We start from the raw sequence: 18,338 nt of genomic DNA on the forward strand, positions 1-18,338 counted from the left end.
TTTTACAAAAAATATTTCTCAATTTTATTAATATTTCATTTCATTTTTTTATACATTTTTACAAAATATATTGTGTAGTTTTTAGTTCAGTACAGTAAATTATAATTTAGATTATGAAAACTAAATATTGGATTTTTATCGCTGTGATAATAGTTGCTATTATTGCAATGTCAATTTTCAGTTCATCGGGAACCGAAGGAATTGAAATAATTAAAACAAAGGTTTCGTATGGCGAGTTCGAGGTTGTTGTGATGACAACAGGAGAATTAAAAGCCGAAAACTCCGAAAAAATCAGAGGACCTTCCCGATTGAGAAATAATGGAATTTATAATGTTCAAATAACAGATTTAATTCCTGAAGGAACTGTAGTCGATTCGGGCGATTATGTTGCTACTTTAGATCGAACTGAAGGAACTAATCGATTGAATAATTTGAACGATGAAATTCAAAAAATTGAAGCACAGTATATTAAAACTCAATTAGATACGACTCTACAATTGCGAAATGCGCGCGATGAATTGATAAATATGAATTATTCTCTCGAAGAACGACAAATAGAATTGGAGCAATCTAAATATGAAACACCGGCAACAATTCGTCAGGCAAAAATCAGCTTAGATAAAGCCGAACGAGCATATTCTCAGGCGAAAAAAAACTACGAAATAAAAAAGAAACAAGCTGATGCAAATATGGTTGAAGTCTCGGCAACAAAATCGAAAAAACAAAGAGAATTAGACAATTTATTAAAAATCCTGGACGAATTTGAAATAAAAGCACCCAAATCAGGCATGGTAATTTATAGAAAAGAATGGGGCGGGGCAAAACGTAAAGTTGGCTCAAAAATCAGTGCCTGGGATCCTGTTGTTGCTACGCTTCCCGACCTTTCTGCCATGATATCTAAAACATATGTGAATGAAATTGATATTAGCAAAATTGAAATTGATCAGGCAGTTGAAATTGGCGTGGATGCTTTTCCCGAAAAAAAATATACAGGAATAATTTTCGATAAAGCAAATATTGGTGAACAACTTCCAAATTCTGACTCAAAAGTTTTTGAGATTCTCATCAGAGTCAATGAATATGACTCAATATTACGGCCTGCAATGACCACCAACAATGCAATACTCACAGCCAAATTTGAGGATGTTTTGTATATTCCTCTCGAAGCTGTTCACACAAACGATAGTTTAAGTTTTGTAATTAAAGAAAATGGTTTTAGTCCGACAAAACAAATTGTTGAATTAGGGGAATTTAATGAAAATGAAATTATTGTAAATAAAGGAATTGCCAAAGATGAGGTGATACTTTTATCGACACCTGAAAATGTAGAAGAATTACAATTCGAAGGTTTGGAAATTTTTGAAGAAATTAAAAAAAAGGAGGCCCTTAAAAAGAAGTTAAACGAAGAAAGACAAAAAGAAAGGAAGGACTCATTGAAAAAAAAGAAAAAAGTTCCGTTAGATTTAGAACAGAAAATTAGTATAACAATAAATTGATAAGATTTCGGTACTTTTATTACAAAAAACAAAAATGAAAAGATATTTTCATGATATAAGCATTGCTATTGAAGCCTTATTAGCAAACAAACTCAAATCAATTCTTACAGCTTTAGGAATAATTTTTGGCGTTGCAGCAGTAATAAGTATGCTTGCAATTGGTAATGGTGCTCAGCAGGAAATCCTTGAACAAATAAAGTTGGTTGGTGTAAACAATATTGTAATTTCTCCAATTCTGAAATCAAATTTAAACGAAAATGAAAATGAGGAAGAGAGCGAGTCGAAAAAATTCTCTAAAGGTCTTACACTTAAGGATGTAAATGCTATCAAAGAAATTCTACCTAATATAAATATTGTCAGTCCTGAAATTGCCATAGAATCTTTCATTGCAAGAGAGGGAAAAAGAACTTCTGCAAAAATGATTGGAGTAACATCAGAATATTTTGACATCTACAATATTGAATTGGAAGAAGGAAAAGTTTTTAATGATTATCAACTGGAGCACGGATTGCCGGTTTGTATTATAGGATCGAAAACACAAAAAAGGTTTTTTAACAACATAAATCCTGTTGGGCAATACATTAAATGTGGACATGTTTGGCTAAAAATTATTGGAGTTTTGAAAAATCAGAATTTTTCGAATAAGCTCACATCAGAACTTGGAATAAATGTGTCAAACAATAAAATATTTATCCCCATTCGTACTGTTTTGATGCAATATAAAAATAGGGCATTGATAAGTTCGAAACTATCAAGTACAAGTATGTTTTTTATCGAAGGAGGCTCAATAATTTCTTCGTCGAACGGTACCGACGAAGGAAATTATAATCAATTAGACAAAATTGTAGTGCAAGTCAAAGAAACTGAACAAATTAATAATACAGTTGAAATTCTCTCACGAATGCTACTAAGGCGACATTCAGAAGTTCCCGATTTTGAAATTAACGTTCCCGAACTTTTGCTTAAGCAACAACAAAAGACTAAAGACATTTTTAATATTGTATTAGGAGCGATAGCAAGTATTTCGCTAATAGTAGGAGGGATAGGGATTATGAACATTATGTTAGCTTCTGTGATGGAACGCATAAAAGAAATCGGAACAAGGCAAGCTTTGGGAGCTTCAAAAAAAGATATAGTTGTACAATTTCTTGCAGAATCAACTATGATTAGTTTAACAGGAGGATTAATCGGAATTATTCTTGGATATGTTTTTACTGAACTAATTAAACAATTTGCCGATATCTTAACAATAATTTCTCCCTTTTCAGTAATTATTGCTTTTGGAGTTTCGGCTTCCATTGGTGTAATATTCGGATACATGCCGGCAAAACGTGCAGCACAAAAAGATCCGGTTGAATCTCTTCGACACGAATAGGTGAAATTCTACCCTCATCAATATTCACTTGAATTAAAAATTCAAAATATTTTAGTTTTATTTAAGTATAAAACTATATCTTTGATATTTCAAGATTTTTTGATAATTGATGAAAAAAATAGTAATATTTTCAATAGTAGTATTAAGTCTTTTTTATAAACTTAATGCAGAAGACCTCAATATTGACAGCCTGTATGCAACTATTGAAAACTTTTCTAAAATAGAAAAATCTAATAAACTAAACGAATTTGCCTATAATTTCAGGAATTTGTATCCCGAAGATTGTATTACCATCGCAAACAAAGCACTACAAATTGCGAAAGAAATCGAAAATCAGAAAGCCATTGCAAAATCATACTCAAATTTAGGTTTGGCTAACCTTACTATTAGTAACTATGAGGAAGCATTAGAGTTTTTTGAAAAATCCTTAGCTATTAGCAAATCTTTGTTAGATAGAAAAGAAAGTGCGAATATTTATAGCTACATAGGAATTATATACGATGCTACAGGCGAGTATTCAAAAGCATTCGAATTTCTTCAAAAATCGCTTGAAATATGTGAAAAACTTAACGATGAATTAGGCATAGCCAAGTCGATGATAAATATGGCTCCAATTTTTATGTTATGGAACAAATACGACAAAGCTCAAGAATATTACGAAAAAGCATTAGAAATAGTAAAAGGTTTAGGTGAAAGAGAATTAGAAGCCTCCATCCTTAGCAATCTTGGCGATGTAGTTATAAACAGCGAATCAATAGATATTGATTATACAGAGAGAATCCACACAGCAATTGACTATACATCACAGGCATTAACAATTGCAGAAGAAATTGACGATCTTATGGGAGTTTCGTTTTATCTAAACAATTTAGGCTATTACAACGATGAACTTGAAAATTATGCTGAAGCTCTCAAATACTTTGAAAAAGCGTTGAATATTGCCAGAGAAATTGGCGATCAGATAGGAATTGCAGAAGCACTAATGAATATTAGTTTAACATATTCGAATTTGGGCGAACACCAAAAAGCATTAACATACATTAATCAAAGCCTGGGGGTAGCGGAAGAATTTCAGATTCATAAAACAAAACTTTATGCAATTCAATCCCTTTCAGATATTTATGAAAATATGGGCGATTTCGAAAATGCTTTAGTTCAGTATCACGAATATACCGAAATGTACGACTCGGTTTTCACTGCCGACAATAACAAATCCATTCTTGAGCTAGAAACAAAGTACGAAACTGAAAAGAAAGAGCAAGAGAATGAAATCCTTCAGAAAGATAATGAGAAAAAGAACCTTCAACTTTATGCATCAGTAGGTTTAGTAATCTTGCTTTTGATGATAGCAATAATTGTTTATAGAAGCTATAGTCAGAAAAAAGTTGCAAATGTTTTGTTATCGATGCAAAGAGACGAAATTGAAACCCAAAGGGACGAAATTGAAGAAAAAAGAGATATAGCTGTTAAACAAAAAAATGAAATAGAAATTCAGAAGAACAAGGTATCTGAAACTTTGATTGAACTTAAAGAAACTCAAGAACAACTTGTTGAGTCTGAAAAAATGGCATCGCTCGGAAATTTAGTTGCCGGAGTTGCACACGAAATAAATACACCGGTAGGAATTGGGATATCTGCTTCTTCATCGTTGATAAATAAAACAAAAGATTTTGCTGATCTCTACAAAAGTAAGAAAATGAAAAAAACAGATCTCGAATCTTACTTAAATTCAGCCTATAAAGCGGGAAAATTGCTTCTTACAAATTTGGAAAGGACCGGCAATTTAGTGCAAAGTTTCAAACAAGTATCGGTTGACCAATCTACTGAAGATATTCGTGAGTTTAATTTAAAATCGTATCTCAACGATGTGATAATGAGCCTTGAACCTAAACTCAAAGAAAAACCTATTGATGTAAAAATTACATGTCCCGACGATATTCAATTAAAAAGTTTCCCAGGTGTTTTTGCACAAATCATCACCAATTTTGTAATAAATTCTATTGTTCATGGTTTCCGCGAAAAAGAGACTGGCAAAATAAACATTAATGCAGAAAAAAATAATGGTGAACTAACCATTCAGTATATCGACAATGGAAAAGGAATTCCGGAAGATGTCTTAGCAAAAGTTTTCGATCCCTTTTTTACCACAAATAAGCAACTTGGAACAGGCCTGGGAATGCACATCGTTTATAACCTATTGACGCAAAAACTTAAGGGTTCAATAGTTGTTGAAAGCGAAGTAGAAAAGGGAGTAAATTTCACAATTCATACACCACTAGAAATAAAGACATAAAAAATGGATGACGATTTATTATTTGACGATTTATTTGCAGAAGATGAGGAAGAGTCTCATGACACTAATATTGGCGAGCAATGGAAAGTTTTGATAGTTGATGATGAAAAAGATATACACACAGTGATAAGAATGGCATTAGACGGATTTGAATTTCAATCGAAAAAAATCAAATTCTATGATGCTTATTCCGGAAAAGAAGCCAGAGAGATACTTCATAAAACGCCTGATATTGCTCTAATTTTATTAGATGTAGTTATGGAAACTCTTCATGCAGGATTAGAGTTTGTTCAGTATGTTAGAGAAAAACTTGAGAATCCCTTCATCAGAATTGTTTTATGGACAGGACAAGCCGGTCAGGCTCCAAAACGAGAAGCAGTTATTGCCTATGAAATAAACGATTATAAGACTAAAACTGAGCTTACTACCGATAATATTTTCTCAGTTGTATTATCAAGTTTAAGGACTTACGATGCAATGATCACTGTTGAATCTTTCAGGCAAAATCTTGAAATTAAAGTTAAAGAAAGAACAAAAGAATTAGAAGCAGAAAAAGAAAAAGTTACATATCAGAAAAAAGAAATAACAGACAGTATTAGGTATGCAAAACGAATTCAAACCGCTATTCTTCCACCACACCAATTGCTAAACGAAAATTTTAGTGATTATTTAATTTTAGATAAACCTCGTGATATTGTAAGCGGCGATTTTTATTGGCTAACAAAAAAGAAAAATAAAATATTTATTGCTGCTGCCGATTGTACAGGGCATGGAGTTCCCGGAGCTTTTATGAGTATGCTCGGGATTGCCTTCCTTAACGAAATTGTCAATAAAGCAAATATGACTAAAGCAAGCGAAATTCTAAACCATTTAAGAGATAATGTAATTAATTCTCTAAATCAATCGGGTAGAATTGAAGAAACAAAAGACGGAATGGATATTGCCCTTTGCATAATCGACAAAGAAAGTAATATGATAGAATTTGCCGGAGCAAACAACCCAATGTATATTTACAGAAATTCAGTCAAGACATTCAGCCCCAGCGAACAAAATGAAGGAAATTTTGAAATAGTGCAAGACAAGGAATACCAATTGAGAATTCAGAAGCCAGACAGAATGCCAATAGGTGTACACGCCTTCTCAGAAATTTCTTTCACAAATAATGTAATTCCAACTGAACCTGGCGATACTATCTACATTTTTAGCGATGGATATGTCGATCAATTTGGTGGAGATCACGATAAAAAATTCAAATCAAGACCATTCAAACAACTTTTATTCCAAATACAAGAACATGATATGGCAGCACAACATGAAATTTTGTTGAAAAATCATGAAGACTGGATGGGCGACAAAGAACAAATAGATGATATTTTGATTATTGGAGTTAAAATTTAAATAGAAATAATATTGCGGAACAGTATAGATTGGCTATAATCGGAAATGAGAAAAAAACTAATTATACTATTTTCATTAATTTTCAATTTTTGCTTTTCGCAAGTAGAATTTGAATTAGCAGATTCTGCCATAGTTTTGACAGAACAGCAAGTAACATATGATCCAACTTATTTCTCAATCAGTTATCCAAATGGAGACATACCAAGCAATAAGGGAGTTTGTACAGATGTAATTATTCGAGCTTATAGAAAAATTGGAATTGATTTACAAAAAGAAGTCCACGAAGATATGAAGGATAATTTTAATCTTTATCCTAAAAATTGGGGGCTAAAAACTACAGACAAAAATATAGATCATAGAAGAGTTCCTAATTTAATGACCTTTTTTAAAAGAAAAGGAGAAGAAAAAATCATATCAGAAAAATCTGAAGATTACTTGCCCGGTGAAATTGTTTGTTGGAGTTTGGGTGGTGGAATAGTACATATTGGAATTGTGGTTAATAAAAAATCAAATGATGGTAAACGGTTTTTAATTGTTCACAATATTGGAGATGGACAAGTTTTAGAAGATTGCCTTTTTAAATATGAAATTATTGGGCATTACAGATATTTGAAAAAAAGTATTTTGCCAGAATAACAACATGAAAATGACAATTTACTAATAATGAAGTTATTTGACCATAAACCTGATAAACTTCACGGTTTAGACCATTTAAGAGCAATTGCTATTTTACTCGTCATGATTTTTCATTTTGGAAAAGGTGTTCCTTCATGGTTGGAACCTGTAAAACAAATTGGATGGACTGGAGTAGATTTATTTTTTGTGCTTAGCGGATACTTGATTGGTTATCAACTTTTAAATGAGATTCGCATATCAAATTCAATTTCATTCAAACAATTCTATTTAAAGAGATTTTTTAGAATTATACCAGCTTTCATTGCAGTTCTGATTTTATACTATTCATTGCCAAACTTACGCGAGGGTTCAGGTTTACCTCCATTATGGAGATTTTTGACATTTACTCAAAACTTTAGTTTAGATGCTAAAACACAAAGTTCTTTTTCACACGCCTGGTCTCTTTGTATTGAGGAACAATTTTACTTATTACTTCCAATATTAATAGTTGTAGTTTTTAAAAGTCGTACTCAAAAGTTCAGTCCATATTTGATGGTTGGATTGCTTTTTCTTGGATTTATTCTTAGGTTTTTCAGTTGGCATGAGTATGTACAACCTTTTATAGATAATGGTAATCGCAGACAAATGGCTTTAGGTTTTATTGAGAAAGTGTATTACCCAAGCTACAATAGAATAGACGGATTACTAATAGGAGTAGGAATTGCAGCTGTATTTAATTTCAAACCAAAGATTAAAGAATACATTAGCAAACATGGAAATCTTGTTTTAATTATTGGATTATTGACATTTTTGATAGCTTATCAAGTTATTGAGAATTTTATCTCCTACAGTACTGCCATTTTTGGTTTTCCACTGATTTCATTTGCATATGGGATAATAGTTGTTGCAGCAATTAGCCCGACTTGTGTTTTGTATAGATACAAATCAAGGTTTACTTTTATTGTTGCAACATTGTCATATTCAATATATCTTACACACAAACAATTGTATTATCTTTCCAAAATTTTGATTGAAAAACTTGAAATAGAAATCACTGAAATTTGGACATTTTGGATTTGCATTGCTATAGCTATAATTGGTGGATTCATTTTACATTTAATAATTGAAAAGCCATTTTTAAAGCTTCGAAACAGAATACTAATCCAACAGATTAAAAAACAAAGAGACAAAAGAAACTGTAATGTTAACCCATAAATAGTAAAAATATTTATATGGTCAGGCCAGAACAGTAAATACAATAGAAAAAATATCTAAATAAGTAATCAAATGAATCAAAACTTGAACTATGCAAATATGATTGCTGCATGTGGAATGAATTGTGGAATTTGTATTGGACATATGCGAGATAAAAAACCGTGTGGCGGGTGTTTTAGAAAAGATGATGATAACAAACCAAAACAATGTAGAAGCTGTAATATTGTCAATTGCGAATTTTTAAAAGAAATCAAATCAGGATTTTGTTTCGATTGCCCGAAATATCCTTGTGTAAGATTAAAAAGACTTGACAATAGATACCGAAAAAAATACAAAATGAGCATGATTGAAAACCTTGATTCAATTAAAAAAGTTGGATTGGAGAGTTTTATAAGAAATGAAGAAAATAGGTGGATTTGCAAAGTCTGTGGCTCAGGATTGAGTGTGCATCGAGACTATTGTTTGAATTGTAAGGAAGTAAGAATTTAAAAGAGTGTGCAAATTTGTAACTAATTGTTTTACAAAATATAGAAAATATTACTTTCAAAATCTATCAATGACAAAATTTATGAATATCAGTAGATTTGAAAATATTTTCTTTTCTCCATGAAAATAAAAAAAATGTAACTAATCAGTGTGTTTAAAGTGCTGAATTTATAATTATTCTGAAGTTTATTTTAACCGCAAAAAAAACGCTAAGTTATTGAATATGTTTTCTTTGCGAAACATTGCAATTTGCATGACGACCTTTACGCTTATATTATTTATTTTGCTTTAGTTTAGCATGTTACAATTTATTATCATACACTGATTAGTTACAAAAAAAACGTATTTCTTTGTGTACAACTGAATCAAAAAAAATCAATAACAGAGCTTACCAATTAATCTTCAATATTTTAACAAAAGTTTCAGTATTACATTGGCGAACCATTTCTTTGTAAACCAATCTGCACCAAACATCATCTACTTCACAAACTTTCTTAAAATCATCAAATCGTTTTGGAATAAAGCCAAAGCTGGTATCTCCAAAATTATTCAAGGCTTTATGATTGAAATCCCTAAAACTATAATAATATGTCGAATCGGTAACTCTAATAACAACAGTATAATAAATCTTGCCGTCAGTTTTCTCTGCTGCTCGTGGTGGCAGTATTTTATCTCTTAATGTTATTTTATTTTCAAAAATGAAAGAACCTCTTCCTTTAATTACTCCATTCTCCATATCGTCTTCAAATACCAAAATTTCATTGCTATGAAGCATAAACCAATTTATAGCCTTTCTACGCAATTTTTCTTTATTACGTAAAGGTTTGGAAGCAATTCGGGTTGCACTAAGATTAAATCTTTCCGTTTTAACTTCATAAAGACTTGTATAAATGTCCGATATTCCTTCTTGAGCAAAACCATTTGAAGTCCAAACATAAAGCAAAATTATTATCGCAATAAATCTATAAAACATACTTTCTTATTTAATTATTCAAAAGTATGAATTTATTTTAATATTAATCTTAATTCGTAGGAATCTATAATTGTTTCTAAGAAATCTAAACAATTAATAAGTCTTATTAGAAGTCCCTTAAAGCAAATGTCAAAAATCCTACAAATACCTGAATAAACTGTTTAATTTCAGAAAGTTCCGACACATCAGAATTACTAATTTAAACATGGGTATAACGAAGATAGTCCATTTTTTTATTGCCACATATTATTAAAAAAAATGGTTTATTTGCATTGAAGAAAATATTGTAGAACTAAATTTAATAAACCCATGAAAATAAATGGAAATTTCAACTCTCAAATTCTAATTATATTTTTACTGTTAATTAGCTTTACAAGCTTTTCTCAAAAAGAAATAGAAAAAAAATCATCTGTTTCGCTTAGCGGACTAAAATTCCGAAGCATTGGGCCGGCATTAACCTCAGGTAGAATAGTAGATTTTGCTGTAAACTCAAACAACAGAAGCGAATATTATGTTGCAGTGGCTTCAGGAGGAGTTTGGAAAACCGAAAATGCCGGAACAACCTGGAATCCTATTTTTGATAGTCAATCGTCTTACTCAATAGGTTGCATTACAATAGACCCAAACAATGAAAACCTAATCTGGGTTGGAACTGGCGAAAACAATAGCCAAAGAAGCGTTTCATATGGCGATGGTGTTTACAAATCGGAAGATGGCGGAAAAACATGGAAAAATATGGGTCTGAAAACTTCTGAGCATATTGCCAAAATTTTTGTAGATCCTCGAAATTCAAATGTCATATATGTTGCATCGCAAGGTCCGCTGTGGCGAGCTGGAGGAGAAAGAGGTCTCTTCAAATCGACCGATGGTGGAAAAACATGGAATAACATTTTATCGATAAGCGAAAATACTGGAATAACAGATATTGTTTTCGATCCTCGAAATCAGGATATTATCTATGCAGCATCATACCAAAGAAGACGCCATGTTTACACCCTTATAAATGGAGGACCTGAGGCTGCAATTTACAAATCGAACGATGCAGGCGAAAATTGGCAAAAACTTGCAAATGGCCTACCTTCAGGCGATTTAGGCAGAATTGGTTTAGCTATTTCTCCTGCAAATCCCGATTATGTTTTTGCATTGATAGAAGCCAGTGGTGATAAAGGTGGATTTTTCCGTTCGACAGATAAAGGAGCTTCATGGGTAGAACAATATAATTATAAGTCGAATAGTGCCCAATATTATCAGGAAATTATTTGCCATCCAACAAAAGCAGATATTATTTACTCATTAGATACCTGGACAAAATTCAGCAAAGATGGAGGCAAAACATGGAATAATTTAGGAAACAAATCTCGCCATGTGGATGATCACGCATTATGGATAGATCCCAAAAATACCGATTACATTTTGATAGGTGGCGATGGTGGAATTTACGAAACTTTCGACCATGCTAAAAACTGGAAATATATCGCAAACCTTCCTGTAACACAGTTCTATAGAATTACTGTTGATAACGATTATCCATTTTATAATGTTTATGGAGGAACTCAGGACAACAGCACTTTGGGTGGACCTTCACAAACTACAAATACTGCTGGAATAGTAAACTCCGACTGGTTTATCACGGTTGGTGGCGATGGATATGAATCGCAAGTAGATCCGACAAATCCAAATGTTGTGTATTCGCAGTGGCAATATGGTGGTTTGGTAAGATATGATAAAGAAACCGGCGAAAGAATTGGCATCAAGCCAAAAGAAGCTAAGGATGAAGCTCCCTATCGATGGAATTGGAATTCCCCCTTAATTATAAGTCCGCATTCTCATACCAGACTATATTTTGCTGCAAATAAACTGTTTAGAAGCAACGATATGGGAAATTCATGGGAGACAATCAGTCCTGATTTGACACGTCAGTTAGACAGAAATTCTCTTCCGGTTATGGATAAAATTCAAAGCGTTGATGCTGTGGCAAAAAATGCTTCAACTTCGCTTTTCGGAAATATAGTTTCATTAGCTGAATCTCCTCTACAAGAAAATCTTATCTATATTGGAACAGACGATGGGCTAATTCAAATTACTGAAGATGCCGGAAAAAATTGGAAAAAATTTGACAAATTCAAAGGTATTCCTGAATTGACTTATGTTAGTTGTATCTATACCTCAAATTTTGATGTAAATACAGTTTTCGCATCTTTCGATAATAGAAAAAGAGCCGATTTTAAACCCTATATTTTAAAAAGTACAGATAAAGGAAAAACATGGATTTCGATTAGCAGTAACTTGCCAGAAAATGGTACGGTGCATACAATTGCTCAAGATCATGTTAAACCTGAATTAATATTTGTAGGAACAGAATTTGGGGTTTATTTCACCAACAATGGTGGGGAAAAATGGACTCAGTTAGAGAGCGGACTACCAACAATTTCGGTCAGAGATATTGATATTCAGAAAAGAGAAAACGATTTGGTGCTTGGGACTTTTGGAAGAGGAATTTATATTTTAGACGATTATTCTCCTCTTCGATTGATTGATGGTGAATTTAAAGAGAAAGAAAGTTTTATTTTTCCAATAAATGAGGCTTTATTGTTTTCACAAACTAGACCGCTAAACTTAAGGAATAAAGGAGTACAAGGCGAAAGCTATTACACAGCAAAAAATCCACAATATGGTGCAAGTTTTTACTATTATCTGAAAAACGATATTAAAACAGTAAAACAAAAAAGACAAAAAGCAGAAAAAGATGCTTTAGAAAAAAACACCGACATCGCTTATCCAGACTATTTAGAACTAAAAGCTGAAGATACTGAAGTCAAACCATATTTGATTTTTACAATTTTTGATAGGAATGATAAAATCATTAGAAAATTACGATCTTCTGCAAATGCAGGAATTCATAGAATTACCTGGGATTTAAGACACCCATCGACATCTCCTGCAAGATTTATTACTCCAAAACCGGGCAGATACTCATTTGGCGATGCAGGAAAATTAATTATTCCGGGAAATTACAAAATATCACTCTCCAAATGTGTAAACGATTCAGTTTCAGAATTGTTCCCACCTACTCCATTTAAAGTTGTTCCTTTACTATCTTCTGCAGATATTGACAGAAACAGACAGCTTCTTTCCTATTTTCTCGACGATATTGCCGAAATAAACAGAAGTATGAAAGCAGCTAACAAATTGGCTTCCGACTTGAACCACAAAGCCAAACTAATAAGAATAGCTCTGAATAATTCAGGAAATACATCGCAAAAATTAGAAGCTGATGCAAAAAAACTATTGAACGAATCACAAAAAATTATTGAAATTCTAAATGGAGACCCTACTTTGAGCAAACGCAACGACAATCAAGCCCCTACAATATTGAACAGGATTAGCACAATTACTTACGAATTAAGCCTTACCAGCTCTGCCCCAACAAAAACTCACACAAATTCATTTAAAATTGCCAAAGAAGAATTTGAGATTATAATAGAAAATCTAAAAAATTTGATTGAAAAAGACCTGAAATCAATAGAAACACGGCTCGAAGAAATAAAAGCACCTTACACTCCGGGACGATTTCCTATTTTTAATTTGAAGTAAATCAAGCTTAGCACATACAAAATTGTCATAAACTCAATATTTTATGGTTTGAAAATTAACATAGCAGGAGATTAAAGCTTTATCTATCTGTGTTTTGCAGAAACATTTCCAGATTTGTTATAGCTGTTCTTTCTTTACTTTTTTATCAGGAAAAAGTAAATATTCAGTACTATGATAGCTTACATTTTTTTATTAAATCAATAATAATAGAATCAAAGGAAAAAAGTCAAAAATACTTTGTAACTATCAGGATTCTTTTATTTTTGCAAAAGTATTTTTAACATTAAGTTAGTTTTTAACAAGTTGAACAAAATTTTGCATTGAATTGAGTAAAACAACAGAAATATACACATATGTATCAAATAATAATCTTGCCTATATAAAATGTCAGACAGATTTTTTATAAATTCGCAAAAAATAAATATTGGCAACTGACTTTTATGGAACAAAATATTCAAATACCTGATTTAAAGCAAACTAAATATAATTTACATATGAGTGATTTGTCAAATATTGGGCACTTGGGTGGGCATATTAGTTAGTTAGAGCCTATTTAATGAAGTGTAATAAGGATATTATGTCAAAAATAATATTGTATATCTGTAGTTTAATTATGAAAATAAAAATTATAAAAACTAAATATTCTAGATTTTTAAAGAACTGCATTATTGGAATGCTTGTAACTTTTATATTTAGTATTCTGTTAATTATTTTCCTTGATTCAGGTACAATAATATATAGAATACTACAGCTAATATCATTATTGCTTTTTATGGTGTTTTTACCTATATTTATAGTTAGTTCTAAAACCTATATTGAATTAGGTTTCTTGTCTATTAATAATGATATGCTTATAATTGAAACACAAGACAAAAATATTAATTTAGATTTCAATAAAATTAAAAATCTAACTATTATATATGCTGGATATAATGGAGAGTCAGACCCTGGACCAAGAAGTCCTGATCGAATAAAAAAAGGAACTAGAAATTATATTGAAATTTTGACTGATGAACAAAAAGAATATAAATATGAATTACTCTTTGAGCATTATGCTACAATGAGATTAATTAAACAAGTTCTTTACAAGATACAAAATATTGATTTCAATATTAAACAATACAAACCTGATAATCTTATTGGATTAACGTATTGATAAATAGGATAATTGTGAATATTATGAAAAGAAACATGCTCTATTAGAGTAGGCAGATGATGGTCAAATAACCGCCAGTGTACATCTCACACCTCTAAGCGTACGGGTCTCGTACTTAGCGGTTCATTAAGCAAAAGAAAATTTGAGTTGATGCTCTGATGGCATATCTCACAGAGATGGGATTTAAGGAAAAAAGTCAAAAATACTTTGCCAACTATCAGTATTCTTTTATTTTTGCAAAAGTATTTTTAACATTAAATTAATTTTTAATAAGTTGAACAAAATTTTGCATTGAATTGAGTAAAACAACAGAAATATACACATATGTATCAAATAAAAATCTTGCCTATATAAAATGTCAGACAGATTTTTTATAAATTCGCAAAAAATAAATATAGGCAACTGACTTTTATGGAACAAAATATTCAAATGCCTGATTTAAAACAAACTAAATATAATTTACATATGAGTGATATGTCAAATATTGGGCACTTGGGTGGGCATATTAGTTAGTTGTGACCAAGTTAATGAAGCGAAATAGAATAGCAAATTTGCTCCAAGAAAAGATTGAAATGAAATGTCCACGGCGCAAATAGCACATTTGGTTTTGCCGACACGTAAAACATCAATCCGAAAAAACCAAAAGAGCTATTTCTTGCCAACGCTCGCAAAAAAACAGATTGATTATAGTAATTAAAACAGGTTATATCTGACAATTATACTATGATTAATAATTTAACTCTATTTATTGCAATTCTATTGAATTATGTTTTATATCTTTGTAAGCAGTTTTAATCTGATAAAGTAACTATGAGAAATAAGTACATATCAAAGCAGTCTAATGAAATCCTGACATTCTTTAATGAACAAGACAGACATTGTTTTGACTATGAACTTGCTAAAAAAGCATTGCCCAAATCTAATGATAGTGCATTAAGAGAACTTCTTAGCGATATGACGCGCAGGGGACTTTTAATGAGAGTAAAAAGAGGATTGTATTACGTAATTCCGTACGAACAAGATGCTGAAACATTTATGCCAGACTGGCATTTGTTAGCTGAATATTTAGTGCAAGATGCAAAATATTACATTGGCTACTATTCTGCCTTACAAGTTTACAATTTAATTACTCAACCGTCATTAAAAGAACAAATTGTAGTTTCAAGACAAGTAAGACCATCAACAATTAAAGTTAAAGAAGTACCATTTCAATTTATCTATCATAATGAAACCCATTTTTTTGGAACAAAGAAAATATGGATAGATAATTTTAATAAAGTTGTTTGTTCAGACCTTGAAAAAACAATTATTGATTGCCTTTTCAAACCTGATTACTCAGGTGGAATTGTTGAAATAGCAAGAGCCATTTATATTTCTCGTGATAAAATCAAATTTAATATTTTATTAGAATATGCTATTAAATTTAATTCACAAGCAGTAGTGAAAAGACTAGGATTCATTTTAGAAATATTAAAAGTTGAAACAAATATAATTGAGGACTTACAGAAATTAAAAACAAATTCTGTTGTGATTTTAGATACTGAACTTCCAAAATCAGGAAAAATAAAAACCAAATGGAGTATTCAACAAAATATTGAAACAGAAACCATTAAAACAGCTATTTATACGTGATAAAACCGGGAGAAATACAAAAGAAAGCAAGAGCAGTAGGTGTTCGAGACCAGCAAATTGAAAAGGATTATATTCTATCTTGGATTTTGCAAGGTGTGGCTATGCATAATGAATTATCAAAAGCAATTGCTTTTAAAGGTGGAACAGTATTGAAGAAAGTATATTTTGAAGATTATAGATTTTCGGAAGACCTTGATTTTACATTATTATATTACAAAATTTCAAATCAACAAATTTTCGATTACTTTAATGAGGTATTTGAATATATTAGAGAAGAAGCCAATATACCATTAGAAATAATTGATGATAATGAACACCAAAATGGTGGAATAAATTTCTACATCAGTTATATCGGTCCGCTTGGCGGAATGGGAATAAATAAACGTGTTAAAGTTGATATTTCGAAAAGTGAGAAATTACAGTTTGAACCAATTAACAAACTTGTTTTCCTAACTTATACTGACCAAGAAGAACATAAATTACTTTGTTACGCTCTTGAAGAAATTCTTGTTGAAAAACTTCGTTCAGTAATGCAAAGAATGCAAGCACGAGATTTTTATGATATATGGTATTTACTTGAAACACACGGATTAGAACTTGACTTTTATATCAATGAGTTTATTGCTAAGTGTGAAAGTAAAAAGGTTAATCCAAAGGAATTTTTCATAAAATTAGAACAACGATTACCGCAATATCAAGCTCGTTGGCAGAAGTCTATGAAAGAACAAATTCAAGATTTACCAGAGTTTGAGCAAGTAGAAAGAGAAACAATGAGATATTTAAGAAAACTGGAAATATGAAAAGTATTTTAGACTACATAGCGAAAGAAACTAACGGGAAAAATTACAAATCGTATAAATACTGTTTTGAGAATGTTGAAGTGCCAAAACTTGAATATGATGATAAACAAGGAATAAAAGTTAAAAGAAGCGGAGAAACTGATAAAAGTCTAAAAACATCAAAATCAATTAAAACATTAGTAAAGAAAGTTCAAGGAAATACATTATTTAAGTACTTTCTTGATGGTTCAAGAAGAACCATACAAAGTTCAATGATATTGCTAATCCTTTCGACGATATGGACATTTAAAACAAAAAATAATAATAAAGAAATAAACGGAATTTTCTGTTTATACTAATGTTGGGCACAAACAAAACAGAGACCTGAGAATGATAAATTTGCTACAAGAAAATATAGAAATAGAAAGCCACTGCACAAATAGCACATTTGGTTTGCCTGTGTGTGCAGGGAAACATGCAAGCACAGTCCTTGGGGGACGTAAGCAACCCGGTTCACACATGCAAGAAAGAGAAAAACAGTTGAACAAAAATATGTATCTTTGTAATTAGAATATTAAAAGTTAATGAAATATGAATGCAGATACTGTAAAAATTGAACTTATTGATTGGATTACAAAATTAAGCGACCAGTATTCAATTAATAAATTATTATCATTAAAAAAGGAATTAAGTGTAACTTCCAAGAGCAAGTCTGCAATTTTCGGTTCGGGGAAAGATCTTATTGAATTTGTTTCCGACGATTTTAATGAACCGATTAATGATTTTTAGGGAATATCAAAAATAAATTATTTAATTGATACACACATCCTACTTTGGTATATTGTAGGCGATAAGAGAATAAAGAAAGATACGAAAATAATAATTGAAGAAAAGAGTAATACGATTTTTATAAGTAATGCTAGTCTTTGGGAAATTGCAATAAAAGTAAGCATCGGAAAACTCAAACTAAAGGTTAGCTTTAAGGATTTGGAAAACTATCTCAAAGAAAAAGAGTTCATTATCCTTGAATTTGACTTTGAAGACTTAGAAACACTTCTTACACTTCCATTTCATCACCAAGACCCATTTGACAGAATGATAATATCTCAAGTTAAAACAAAATCCCTAGAAATTATTACTAATGACGGTATCATCAATAAGTATTTTGAAAATTAACTATGTGTGCTAACACATAAGAATATAAAAACAGCGAAAAACTACTGAGCCCGACTTCCCGATGAAAAATCGGGATTGGACTAAACCCAAGCCAGTGGATTTATAATGAAGGATTTGGCTTATATATAATTTTAATAATTTGGGGAATTT

The 18,338-nt window shown here is 31.2% G+C and carries 16 protein-coding genes; 15 read left to right on the plus strand and 1 reads right to left on the minus strand.

Annotated features, from left to right (window positions below):
* The first annotated feature begins 113 nt into the window (after positions 1 to 113).
* The 7 genes from HN894_06215 to HN894_06245 all read left to right on the plus strand — a co-directional run bounded on the left by HN894_06215 (position 114) and on the right by HN894_06245 (position 8,881).
* Positions 114 to 1,496, plus strand: coding sequence for an RND transporter (locus tag HN894_06215; protein MBT7142914.1), 1,383 nt, complete (start codon positions 114 to 116; stop codon positions 1,494 to 1,496).
* Positions 1,497 to 1,530: 34 nt separating this feature from the next.
* Positions 1,531 to 2,871 carry an FtsX-like permease family protein gene (locus HN894_06220; protein ID MBT7142915.1) on the plus strand — a complete coding sequence of 447 codons (1,341 nt, stop codon included), beginning with the start codon at positions 1,531 to 1,533 and terminating at the stop codon, positions 2,869 to 2,871.
* 109 nt (positions 2,872 to 2,980) lie between these two features.
* Positions 2,981 to 5,164: a tetratricopeptide repeat-containing sensor histidine kinase gene (locus HN894_06225; GenBank protein MBT7142916.1), complete on the plus strand. Its 2,184-nt coding sequence runs from the start codon at positions 2,981 to 2,983 to the stop codon at positions 5,162 to 5,164.
* A gap of 3 nt (positions 5,165 to 5,167) precedes the next feature.
* Positions 5,168 to 6,562 (plus strand): SpoIIE family protein phosphatase, encoded by a 1,395-nt coding sequence (locus tag HN894_06230; protein ID MBT7142917.1) that lies wholly within the window; start codon positions 5,168 to 5,170, stop codon positions 6,560 to 6,562.
* Between the two features lie 45 nt (positions 6,563 to 6,607).
* Positions 6,608 to 7,198, plus strand: a complete 591-nt coding sequence (locus HN894_06235; protein ID MBT7142918.1) for a DUF1287 domain-containing protein — start codon at positions 6,608 to 6,610, stop codon at positions 7,196 to 7,198.
* Positions 7,199 to 7,225: 27 nt separating this feature from the next.
* Positions 7,226 to 8,392: an acyltransferase gene (locus HN894_06240; GenBank protein ID MBT7142919.1), complete on the plus strand. Its 1,167-nt coding sequence runs from the start codon at positions 7,226 to 7,228 to the stop codon at positions 8,390 to 8,392.
* Positions 8,393 to 8,464: 72 nt separating this feature from the next.
* Positions 8,465 to 8,881 carry a DUF3795 domain-containing protein gene (locus tag HN894_06245; protein MBT7142920.1) on the plus strand — a complete coding sequence of 139 codons (417 nt, stop codon included), beginning with the start codon at positions 8,465 to 8,467 and terminating at the stop codon, positions 8,879 to 8,881.
* A gap of 385 nt (positions 8,882 to 9,266) precedes the next feature.
* Here the strand turns inward: HN894_06245 and HN894_06250 are convergent, their stop codons facing one another.
* Positions 9,267 to 9,851, minus strand: coding sequence for a hypothetical protein (locus tag HN894_06250; GenBank protein MBT7142921.1), 585 nt, complete (start codon positions 9,849 to 9,851; stop codon positions 9,267 to 9,269).
* A gap of 309 nt (positions 9,852 to 10,160) precedes the next feature.
* On the opposite strand from HN894_06250, the gene HN894_06255 reads away from it, so the two are divergent.
* From HN894_06255 to HN894_06290, 8 genes are all read left to right on the plus strand, one after another.
* Positions 10,161 to 13,445 (plus strand): glycosyl hydrolase, encoded by a 3,285-nt coding sequence (locus HN894_06255; GenBank protein ID MBT7142922.1) that lies wholly within the window; start codon positions 10,161 to 10,163, stop codon positions 13,443 to 13,445.
* 613 nt (positions 13,446 to 14,058) lie between these two features.
* Entirely contained in the window at positions 14,059 to 14,601 is a 543-nt protein-coding gene (locus HN894_06260; protein MBT7142923.1) for a hypothetical protein, read from the plus strand.
* Positions 14,602 to 15,411: 810 nt separating this feature from the next.
* Positions 15,412 to 16,233, plus strand: coding sequence for a transcriptional regulator (locus HN894_06265; GenBank protein MBT7142924.1), 822 nt, complete (start codon positions 15,412 to 15,414; stop codon positions 16,231 to 16,233).
* Complete coding sequence (locus HN894_06270) at positions 16,230 to 17,033, plus strand: nucleotidyl transferase AbiEii/AbiGii toxin family protein (protein ID MBT7142925.1); 804 nt, start codon at positions 16,230 to 16,232, stop codon at positions 17,031 to 17,033. The genes HN894_06265 and HN894_06270 overlap by 4 nt, the downstream gene beginning before the upstream one ends.
* The gene (locus HN894_06275) at positions 17,030 to 17,371 is read left to right on the plus strand and encodes a hypothetical protein (protein ID MBT7142926.1); all 342 of its coding nucleotides are present in this window, start codon (positions 17,030 to 17,032) and stop codon (positions 17,369 to 17,371) included. Before HN894_06270 ends, HN894_06275 begins: the two co-directional genes overlap by 4 nt.
* A 31-nt stretch (positions 17,372 to 17,402) precedes the next feature.
* On the plus strand, positions 17,403 to 17,582 hold the full coding sequence (locus HN894_06280) for a hypothetical protein (GenBank protein ID MBT7142927.1): 180 nt from the start codon (positions 17,403 to 17,405) through the stop codon (positions 17,580 to 17,582).
* A 21-nt stretch (positions 17,583 to 17,603) separates the two neighbouring features.
* Entirely contained in the window at positions 17,604 to 17,801 is a 198-nt protein-coding gene (locus HN894_06285) for a hypothetical protein (GenBank protein ID MBT7142928.1), read from the plus strand.
* 12 nt (positions 17,802 to 17,813) lie between these two features.
* The gene (locus tag HN894_06290) at positions 17,814 to 18,188 is read left to right on the plus strand and encodes a type II toxin-antitoxin system VapC family toxin (GenBank protein MBT7142929.1); all 375 of its coding nucleotides are present in this window, start codon (positions 17,814 to 17,816) and stop codon (positions 18,186 to 18,188) included.
* The last annotated feature ends 150 nt before the right edge of the window (positions 18,189 to 18,338 follow it).

The organism is Bacteroidota bacterium (assembly GCA_018692315.1).
Lineage (GTDB): Bacteria > Bacteroidota > Bacteroidia > Bacteroidales > JABHKC01 > JABHKC01.